The following is a 9,660-nucleotide window of genomic DNA, read 5'->3' as shown; positions in this document are numbered from 1 at the left end:
CCAGCGCCTGAGTGCTAAACAGCCCGGCCACAAGCAGGGTGCCAAGCAGGTAGTTGGAGTGTTTCATCATGTTCCTTTTTTATTAACTATTTTATTGTAATGTTGCATTTTTAATGCTCATCCATTAAAGGCTAATAAAGTAAATTCTTCAATGCTATTTTTTCACAGCTGTAATTTTTTGTAATAACTGCCTTTTTATCAGTGGTTTCTTTTGACTTGCTGTTACGGCTTACTTGGAATTGTGTTTAAATTCAATTTGTTAAGGTGGCGTTGTTGTTTGTGGCCAGGTTGCAACAGGCCAGGACGGGTGATGGCAGCAGCTGCAGATTTTTGCCAAAACAGAATTTATTTTGTGTTAACAATCAAAATCTTAACAACGACAAATGCGGATATTGGCCATTGGTTAAAAAAACAACTGTTCAGACCAGCTACATCGGCTTAAAATACGCGCCCTTTGCGAGCTGATGTTGCAAATAATGGAGCAAACATGAATTTTTTAACCACCGTAGTTTTGGCTGTTGGTTTATCTCTCTGGTCTGTTGCCGCTCAGGCCACACTGATTATCAACGGTAGTTTTGAAGCCAATGTGGTGGCCAAAAACAACTGGAAATATTTTAGTGCCACTCAGGTGGCCGGCTGGGAAGGTAGCAATATCGAAATCTGGCACGGCCTGAATGGCGTCACAGCAGGTGAAGGCAAACAACATGCGGAGTTAAACGCCGATGGCAACAACAAAGGCGCTTGGTCTATTTATCAGAATTTTGCCACTGAAATGGGCAAAACTTATGACTTTTCTTTTTTGTACCGCGCCCGCACCAATCACAATGAAGCCTTTTTGTTTAGCATTGCTGATATTAAAACCACAGTCGACAACCACAAAGTCGGTCAGTGGCTGAAATTCAGCGGCAGCTTTACTGCCAACAGCTTATTGAGCAGCATTCGTTTTACCTCGTTAAATAACGGCACTATGGGTAACTTGCTGGATGATGTGCAGGTAACAGCAGCGCCGGTGCAGCTGCAACAAGTCGACGTCGATGAAGCCTCTACTCTGCCTGTATTGGCGTTAGGTTTGCTATTGCTGGCACTGCGTCGCCGCCGCCCGGCATAAAAGCCTGCTTTGCGGTTCTGGCTCAGCCATATTGCACAATAAAAAAACCGCCTGCAGGCGGTTTTTTTGTTACTTATCAGTAAGCCAAAACAATGTTTGGATAACCTAAAACCCTTAGTGCAGATGCCTGTGGCCATGTTTAGCGCTGTTGCTGGCGTTGCCCTGGGGCAGCGGCTGGCGCTCAATGGCTGGTTTTTCAGTGACAAAAGGTTTAATACCCATAGCATTATAAATATCGGCCGGATACATGGCTTTGCCCTGGGTGATCACCAAAGCTAACTTTCGGATATCCGCGATATTTTTGGTTGGGTCACCATCTACCAGCAATAAGTCAGCGTCTTTACCCACTGCAATATGGCCTTTGTTGGATTCCACTTTGCTGTAACGGGCGCCGTTTAAGGTGGCTACCTGCAGCGCTTGTGCTGGTGTTAACCCGGCCTTGACCAACAGCTCCAGCTCACCCTGCAAGGTAAAACCTGCCAGCTCATCTGTACCTGCCACCACCGGAATACCGGCCTGGTACATTAAACCAACAAACTCCACCATTTTGGCGTAAGACCTGGCATAAAGTGCTGCTGTGGTTGCATCCGGAATATCCAGTTCAGCAGTGGCGTACCGGCGCTGCAAATCAGGTGGTAAATGATCCACTATAGCCTGCCATGGGTCGCCAACAGTGCCATCTACTTTTTTCAGGAAATCAAAGGTGGCCAGCGTTGGGTCTACCACTATGCCTTTGTTTTTCATCAACTTAATATAGTCTTGAACTGCTTTACCCTGTAAATCCAGATCCGCCACCTGTTTGGCCGGTAAATAAAAACGCTCCAGCGTGCGGGTGTCGGTGTCAGGTTTTACCAGGAAATTCAGCAATAACTGGTTAATATGCTGAATTTCGTCATAACCTGCGGCTATTACATCTTCTGCTTTTAAAAAGGCCGGCACATGACCGCTGACTCTTAAACCACGTTGATGGGCATAAGCCACAGTGTCTTTTAAAATGGCTTTAGGGAAAGAGTTATAAATTTTCAGTTGTGGATAACCGTGGGCGGCGTACCAGTCAATGGCCGCTTTGGCGCCGGCTAAATCTTTAATCACAAAACCATTACGGGCTGAATAAGGGCTTTCCCCTTCGAGGAAACCTGTTGGCACCACTGTAGGTGCCAGCAATTGGCCAGCGCTAGTTTCACCTATCATCGCCTGAATACTGTTGTTGTCATTGCCCATATCACGCAGCGTGGTAACACCAGCGGCTAAGTGCAAAGGGCCTTCCCAGCGGGATAAATGGCCATGCATATCAAATAAACCCGGCAATACAATACGGCCTTTGCCGTCGATGCTGTTTTGCGCCTGGGTGGCTAAAGTGCCGGTGGGTACTATGGCGGTAATTTTGCCACGCAGCATAAATACGTCACTGGGTGCGCCCAGTTTGGTGCTGATGCTGTCAAACAACCGGACATTACGCAGCACTGTCAGGCCAGGCAGATCTTGCGGAATATCTTCGGCCAGGCTGGTCAGCAGTTTGGTTTCGGCTTGTTTTTGTATTTGCGCCATTTTGCCGGCATTGTGCTGCCAGCCTTCTTCAATCAGCGTTAAATAACCGGGGGAAATGCTGGCGAATAATCTTGGGTTTTCACCTGTTGTTGCCCATACCAGGTTAGGCTCAAGCCCAACCCCTGTTTGTACCAGCAACTGTACCTGTTGTTTTTCACCGTCTTTTTCCACTATCAGCGAACTGACATTTTGTTGGGTTAATGTGCCGGATGGTAATAACGCCAGGGTATTGCCGCCCGTTTTGGCAATAGCACCAATAGCAACAGAAGCCAGTTCAGGCGAGCCGTCCACCGGCAAATACATGGCGCTGCCATTGACCTTGGCTTCACCTTTTTTCTCACCGGCACTCCAGCTGGCCTTATCGCCCTGGCGGTCAAATTTTTCGTTAATCACAGAACCAAAAGTCGATTTGCCCTGGCCGCTGTAGCTGGCAATGGTGCCGTCGGCGTTTAGCTTAATGTTTTCGTTGAGTTCAGGGCCGCGGCCGTTGTCTTTAAAAATAAAACGTACCTTGATATCGCCGTTATCTGCGACATCGACAATTTGTTCACCGGCTTTGACGCCGTTGTCGACCAGAATAGTGTAACGGCGTTGTTCGCCGGCCAGGCTTTGACTGGCAAAAGAGGCCAACAACAGCAGGCCAAGATAATGAAGACGCATAAAAATCCTTAAAAATGGCGGGCATAAAGACTGACAATAACAAAGGCGGCGCTTTAAACGCAATGCAACTGAACCTGCTGTGTTGGGGTGTTGGGCTGATGTGCAGCCAGGTGCTGCAGATAAAAAACAACAATCTGCAGAAAAACAGCAGCTGATGGCAGGTCAGACTTTGGCCGGCGGCCGTTTTGCGGTAGCATAGGCACCCTTTGCCCGAATGTATTGAACTATTGCATGTCTGAAGCGGTGTTTCCTGTTAGTGCAGCCACGCTGCAACTTTGGTTTGATCCTGGTACTTTTCAGCGCGCCCGCGCTTATTGGCAGGCCGGAAAAGTGATCAAGCTGGAATACAGCGAAGATCTGTCACAAATCAGCGCCCAGGTCTGGGGCGAAGCCTTATCACCTTACCGGCAGTTTTTGTCGTTAAAACCGCATGGCGCCGAATGGCGTTTAACCGACTCCTGCAGCTGTCCAGTGGGTGGTCGTTGTAAACATGTGCTGGCGGTGTTGTTAAAACTTAAACAAGTGTATGAACAACAGCAGCTTGGTTTGCAGCAATTGCCATTACGCCAGCTCAGTCAATGGTTTAGCGATGCTGAACGTTTAGCTAAAACAGATCCCAGCCTGGAAAAACTCAAAGACGTGGTGTTGTATATCCTGAGTTATGGCCAGTCGGGTTTGCAGTTGTATCCACGCCGGGTCAAACAAAATAAAAAAGGCGGTTACAGCAAAGGCCAGACCATCAGTGCACAGGAATTTTCCGGTTATTTAGTGCCTTATTGGATTGAAGAAGCCGATTTCCGGCTGATTAACCAGTTCCGCTCGCAAAACATCCGTGAACAATCTTTGCTGGAAGACGAATGGGGTTATCAGCTACTGCAGCAAATGATGGCCACTGGCCGTTGTTATTTTGGTGAAGCCCGTCACGAGCTGCAACAAGGGGCGCCAAGGCCATTAAAACTGCAATGGTTGGTGGGCAAAAACGGCCATCAACTGGTGTGGGATTTAGGCGATGACGCTGAACTGGAAGTGGTGTACACCACACCACCTTGTTATCTGGACACCACCCATTTTGTGATTGGTTTACTGGACACTGAACTGAGTGGCCGCGAGCTTAAGCTGCTGGCAAAAATGCCGCCAGTGCCAAATGACGTGGTGCTGGACAGTGTCAGCAAGTTGCAGAAGTTATTTCACAAAGTCACTTTGCCCGTGCCCAAAGGGGTGGCGATGGAGCGTATTGATGTGACGCCTGTGCCAGTGTTGCAGCTGTTAATGCAGCAGAAAAACCCGGGTGAAGGCAAAAGACCAAGGGCGCATTTGGCTTTTGCTTATGGTGACTTTGTGTTGCCGCTGGATTTACAACAAGCCCAAACCGAAATTAAAGAAGCCAATCGCACCGTATTTATTAAACGTAGCCGCGCCGATGAAACTCAGGCGCTGGAGCAATTATTGGCTTTAGGCTTAGTGGCTTTGCCGGATCAGGACCAGCCGGTAGCTTTTGGCGTGGGTGATGGCCCGGACAACCCACAGCTTTGGCAGCCGTTATTGCAGGCTTTGCCAGACTTAACCAATCAGGGCTGGAAAGTGTCGCAAGCGGCTGATTTTAATTTGGATATTCTTGCAGTTCAGCCGTATTTACAGGTGCAGGATGGTAAACAAGGTGGTTTTGAGCTGGGTATTTCGGTGGATATTGACGGCCAGCAAGTGCCGTTATTGCCACTTATTACCCAGTGGTTACGCCAATATGGTTTGCCAACGGCCGGCCAGCAAATCTGGCTGAGTTTGCCACAAGGTAAGCTGGCGCTACCGGTTAGCCTGATTCAGCCGTTAATTGACACCATTATTGAATTGCTGAACCTGAGCAAATCGCCTCTGATGCTGGAACTGCCCGACTTTAAAGCTGCATTATTGCCACCACCTGGCGCTGCGGAAATTCAGTATCTGAATGCCGGGCGGCTGGAACGGTTAAGCAGCCAGCTACATAACTTTGCCGGTATTGTTGAGGTTGCCAAACCAGAGCGGTTACAGGCCGAACTTCGGCCTTATCAGCAACAAGGTCTGAACTGGCTGAGCTTTTTACGCCAATATGGCCTGGGTGGTATTCTGGCCGATGATATGGGCCTGGGTAAAACTTTGCAGGCCTTAAGTTTTTTACAAAAAGAACGTGAAGAAGGCCGGTTAAATGCACCTGTGCTGATTGTCTGCCCCACCAGTTTATTGGGTAACTGGCAGCAGGAAGCGGCACGTTTTACGCCAGATTTACGGGTGTTGCAGTTGTATGGTGCTAAACGTCAGCATTTGTTTGAGCTGCTCAGCGACTACAACATTATTGTCACCAGTTATCCGCTGTTGGTGCGGGATATAGGTTTGTATCAACGCCATAAATTCAGCGCTGTGATTCTGGATGAAGCCCAGCATATTAAAAATTCCGGCAGTCAGGCGGCGCAGTCAGTACGGTTGTTAAAAGCCGATTTTCGTCTGGCGCTTTCCGGCACCCCTTTGGAAAACCATTTAGGCGAGCTTAAATCTTTGTTTGATTTTGTGTTGCCTGGTTTACTTGGCACCGAACAACACTTTTTGCAGGTGTATCGCCGTCCTATTGAAAAACAAGGCGATAGCGAAAGAGCTTTTGCGTTAAAACAAAAAATTGCGCCTTTTATGTTACGCCGTACTAAAGCGCAGGTGGCCACCGAATTGCCTGATAAAACCGAAATTCTGCAATTACTGGAGCTGGAAAGTGACCAGCGCAATTTATACGAAAGTATCAGGCTGGTAATGGAAACCAAGGTGCGGGAGTTATTCCTGCGCAAAGGTGTTGCCGCCAGCCAGATTGAGTTTTTAGACGCTTTGTTAAAACTGCGGCAGGCTTGTTGCGACGCCAGACTGGTGCCAATAGAGCAGGCGCAAGCGGTAAAACATAACGCCAAGTTGCAGTGGTTACGCGATAACTTGCCGGAGATGCTCGAAGAAGGCCGCAAAATTCTGCTGTTTAGTCAGTTTGCCAGCATGCTGAATCTGATAGAACAAGAGCTGGAATATATGGGCATTTCTTATAGCAAACTGACGGGCCAGACCAAAAAACGCCAGGATCAAATCGACGCTTTCCAGCGTGGTGAAACTTCGGTGTTTTTAATCAGTTTAAAAGCCGGTGGTACTGGTTTAAACCTGACAGCGGCCGACACTGTGATCCACTACGACCCATGGTGGAACCCGGCGGCAGAAAATCAGGCAACAGATCGCGCCCATCGTATTGGTCAGGACAAAGCAGTGTTTGTGTACAAACTGATAGCCCGCAACACTGTGGAAGAGAAAGTACAAAAATTACAACAGTTTAAACAAGGTTTAGCTGACCAGTTATTTGCCGGTGGCAAAGGTCAGGTATGGCAGGGCAGTGCTGTTGATTTATTGTCGTTATTTGCCGAAACCGATAGCAACCAGGCCAACACAGCGGATTTAACACCACAGCTGCAATCAGGCTGAAGCAGCCTATGCTGCGGCTTGCAGGCGCGCCCCTGTAGCCGCAGTTTAATGGTTCAGGCTTTGGGCATTACCGGCGCTGTTGTTTTGTGGTGGTTTGGCTGAGGTCGCAGGTAAATGCTGCTGAATGTGCTGAATTAATTGCTGCAATTGTTGTTTGTTTTCATCGTCATACCAGCTCAGCATTTGCCGTTGGTAATCCGGATCCGCCCATAAGGTTAACAGCTGTTGATTCACCTGCTGGATCACTTCTTTGGCTTTGGGGTGTTTACTGCAACCGACATAAGTTGCGTCCCGCTGCTCAGCCCCAGCCACCGGAAAATATTCCAAATCTAACAGCGGTTGCCTTGAGCCACTTTGCAGATAGCTGATGCGGTGTGGGTAATCAATTAAAAAATCCACCCGGCCCGCCAGCAATAAATCGACCGGGTTGTTTTCGGTAAAGCTGCGTTGTGCCAACAAAGCATTGGGCTTTTTTAATGTTTGTTCAATGGCTGGTGCATAACTGCGGCCTTGTTCCAGCAAGCCGGTAAATTGATGTTCGCTAAGCAGTTTTGCCAGATCAACAGCACCTTGCTGTTGTATCAGTTGCTGTTTTAAATGTTGACTGAGTGGGCTATTGCTCAGCGTTGCCATAGCCATATGCATCACCACCCCGGCCGGTATCGACAACTCCATGGTTTTTTTACGTTTTTCATTGGCCAGAATGCCAAAGCTGCAATACAAAGTTGAGTTATCTATATGCAGCAGTTCACGGCGTTCAAAACTGACAAAACGGCTTTTATGCTGATACTGCGGCAGTAGTTTAATCAGCATTTTTTCCATTTGATCGCTGGAGCCTTTGCCTTGTTCCGGGCCATGTAATAAACGAAATGGCGCTAAATCCACCATCAGCCAGTGAATGGTGGTGTTACTGGCAGCCAGACAAGAACTGGCAGCAAACAACAACAAAGTTGCACAAAATTGACGCATTGGGAAAGTCCATTAGAGGAACAGCAAGTACCATAACAAGAGCTTGGTTGGGCTGCAAGCTGCCAGTTTATTCGGGACAACTTTGTGCGACAATAACTTTGCATTTTCAGCTGAACAGCGGTTAAATGCCTGAAATCACGTCGAAATCACAGCCTTGTTGTTGCTGAAACTGCGTTTTCCGCCACCTCAGCACCCCACAAGCAACAGCTGAACGCCGAGCAATTTTTCGGCCGGCCACAACAACATTCATCAACAGAAGGAGCCATATGAAAGCACTGCTAAAAGCCTGGGCCACGCAACAACAATGGCTGGACACCAGTCTGGCTTATTATCTGCTGATTATGTTGTTTATTTTGTTGTTGTCGGTGGCGCTGCATCTGGTGTTGCACCGGGGCTTGTTGCGGTTATTTGCCGCTAAAGCACAAACCCAGCAGTGGCGGCAAAGCCTGCAACAAAGCAGTTTATTAAGCCGGTTAGCCTTTACCGCTCAGGGTTTCGTGTTGATGTGGCAGGCCAATTTTTGGTTGGATGCCGGTTCCGAAACCTTATATTTGCTGAATCTGCTGACGCAGTTGTGGATTTTATGTTTTGGCATGGCCAGTTTTTTTGCCTTGCTCAATACCCTGGAAGCCTTGTTGCAATACAAGGGTTTTGGTAAACAAGCGCCCATCCGCGGTTTATTTCAGAGTATCAAGCTGCTGAGCTCGGTGCTGGCGCTGATTCTGGCTTTGTCTTTGTTATCGGGCAAATCACCACTGCTGTTACTCAGCGGCCTTGGTGCCATGACCGCCATTTTATTATTGGTATTTAAAGACCCTATTTTAGGTTTTGTTGCCGGTATTCAGTTGTCGGCCAACCGCATGCTCGCCTTAGGCGACTGGCTGGAAATGCCCAAATATGCCGCCGACGGTGAAGTAATAGAAATGAGTCTGACCACAGTTAAGGTGCGCAACTGGGACAATACCATTACCAGCATTCCGGCTTATGCGCTGATATCCGATTCTTTTAAAAACTGGCGGGGTATGAGCGAATCTGGCGGCCGCCGTATTAAAAGGTCAGTATTTATTGAAGCCAGCAGTGTGCGTTTTTTAACGGATGAAGATATTCACCGCCTGCAACGTTCCAGTTTGTTGCAGCCTTACCTTGATAAAAAGCTTTCTGAAATAACAGCTTATAACAAAAGCTGCGATATGAGCTCAGTGCTGAACGGCCGCCGTTTAACCAACCTTGGCACCTTGCGCGCTTACCTCACTGAGTTTTTACAGCAACACCCCGATATTCATAAAAATATGACACGGATGGTGCGGCAGCTACCGTCCGGCCCCACCGGCATTCCGCTGGAGATTTACGCTTTTTGCAGCAACACCGCCTGGCTGCATTACGAAACTGTGCAAGGCGATATTTTTGACCATATTTTTGCTGTGATTAACGAGTTTGATTTAAGGGTTTATCAGCAGCCTTCTGGGTATGATTTACGGCAGTTGAAACTGTGATAACCCTTGGGTTTATGCTGCGGTTTGATTGATGCCTAAGGCATGGCGTTCAGGTTTTTCAGCTGGCAGTTGATGGCGTTGTGCAAGCCGTGACTCGCAGCGTCTTTCTGACTCCGGTGACAGATCTATTCAACTACATAGGTGACACTGTTAGTTCAAACACATGGGTAACAGGTTATTGAACCGGTTTGGTTGATGCCTGCGGCATGGTGTTGTAAAAGCGGTTTCGCCGCAAGGGCGAGCTACTTTCTTTGCTGACAAAGAAAGTAGCCAAAGAAATCACCCCGGGTACGGTTCACACTCATAGGTGACACTTTAGTTCAACCACATAGGTAACACTTCTCTGGATGAAATTAACCACATCCGGAGGAGATTATGCCGTGGAATGAGGTGAAGCCTATGGAT

Annotated in this window: 5 protein-coding genes; 3 read left to right on the top strand and 2 right to left on the bottom strand. The window is 48.1% G+C overall.

Annotated elements, in window-relative coordinates:
• Window positions 1-487: 487 nt before the first annotated feature.
• A complete protein-coding gene (locus RCH83_RS17125) occupies window positions 488-1,108 on the top strand; it encodes a hypothetical protein (RefSeq protein ID WP_306524013.1) in 621 nt (206 codons plus the stop codon).
• 114 nt (window positions 1,109-1,222) lie between these two features.
• Here the strand turns inward: RCH83_RS17125 and RCH83_RS17120 are convergent, their stop codons facing one another.
• Window positions 1,223-3,316 carry an amidohydrolase family protein gene (locus tag RCH83_RS17120; protein WP_306524012.1) on the bottom strand — a complete coding sequence of 698 codons (2,094 nt, stop codon included), beginning with the start codon at window positions 3,314-3,316 and terminating at the stop codon, window positions 1,223-1,225.
• 231 nt (window positions 3,317-3,547) lie between these two features.
• On the opposite strand from RCH83_RS17120, the gene RCH83_RS17115 reads away from it, so the two are divergent.
• On the top strand, window positions 3,548-6,793 hold the full coding sequence (locus RCH83_RS17115; RefSeq protein ID WP_306524011.1) for a DEAD/DEAH box helicase: 3,246 nt from the start codon (window positions 3,548-3,550) through the stop codon (window positions 6,791-6,793).
• A gap of 45 nt (window positions 6,794-6,838) precedes the next feature.
• Here the strand turns inward: RCH83_RS17115 and RCH83_RS17110 are convergent, their stop codons facing one another.
• On the bottom strand, window positions 6,839-7,762 hold the full coding sequence (locus RCH83_RS17110; protein WP_306524009.1) for a TIGR02285 family protein: 924 nt from the start codon (window positions 7,760-7,762) through the stop codon (window positions 6,839-6,841).
• Between the two features lie 266 nt (window positions 7,763-8,028).
• Between RCH83_RS17110 and RCH83_RS17105 the strand changes: the two genes are divergently transcribed.
• On the top strand, window positions 8,029-9,255 hold the full coding sequence (locus tag RCH83_RS17105; RefSeq protein WP_306524008.1) for a mechanosensitive ion channel family protein: 1,227 nt from the start codon (window positions 8,029-8,031) through the stop codon (window positions 9,253-9,255).
• The last annotated feature ends 405 nt before the right edge of the window (window positions 9,256-9,660 follow it).

The organism is Rheinheimera sp., from assembly GCF_030824435.1.
Classification (GTDB): Bacteria; Pseudomonadota; Gammaproteobacteria; order Enterobacterales; family Alteromonadaceae; genus Pararheinheimera.
The sequence above is the reverse complement of the archived record's forward strand: the minus strand, read 5'-3'. Positions and strand labels throughout refer to the sequence as shown.

What these genes read in the sequence shown, in the direction of transcription:
- RCH83_RS17125 (WP_306524013.1), top strand. Translation starts at nt 488, where the DNA reads ATGAATTTTTTAACCACCGTAGTTTTGGCTGTTGGTTTATCTCTCTGG.
- RCH83_RS17110 (WP_306524009.1), bottom strand. Translation starts at nt 7,762, where the DNA reads ATGCGTCAATTTTGTGCAACTTTGTTGTTGTTTGCTGCCAGTTCTTGT.
- RCH83_RS17115 (WP_306524011.1), top strand. Translation starts at nt 3,548, where the DNA reads ATGTCTGAAGCGGTGTTTCCTGTTAGTGCAGCCACGCTGCAACTTTGG.
- RCH83_RS17105 (WP_306524008.1), top strand. Translation starts at nt 8,029, where the DNA reads ATGAAAGCACTGCTAAAAGCCTGGGCCACGCAACAACAATGGCTGGAC.
- RCH83_RS17120 (WP_306524012.1), bottom strand. Translation starts at nt 3,316, where the DNA reads ATGCGTCTTCATTATCTTGGCCTGCTGTTGTTGGCCTCTTTTGCCAGT.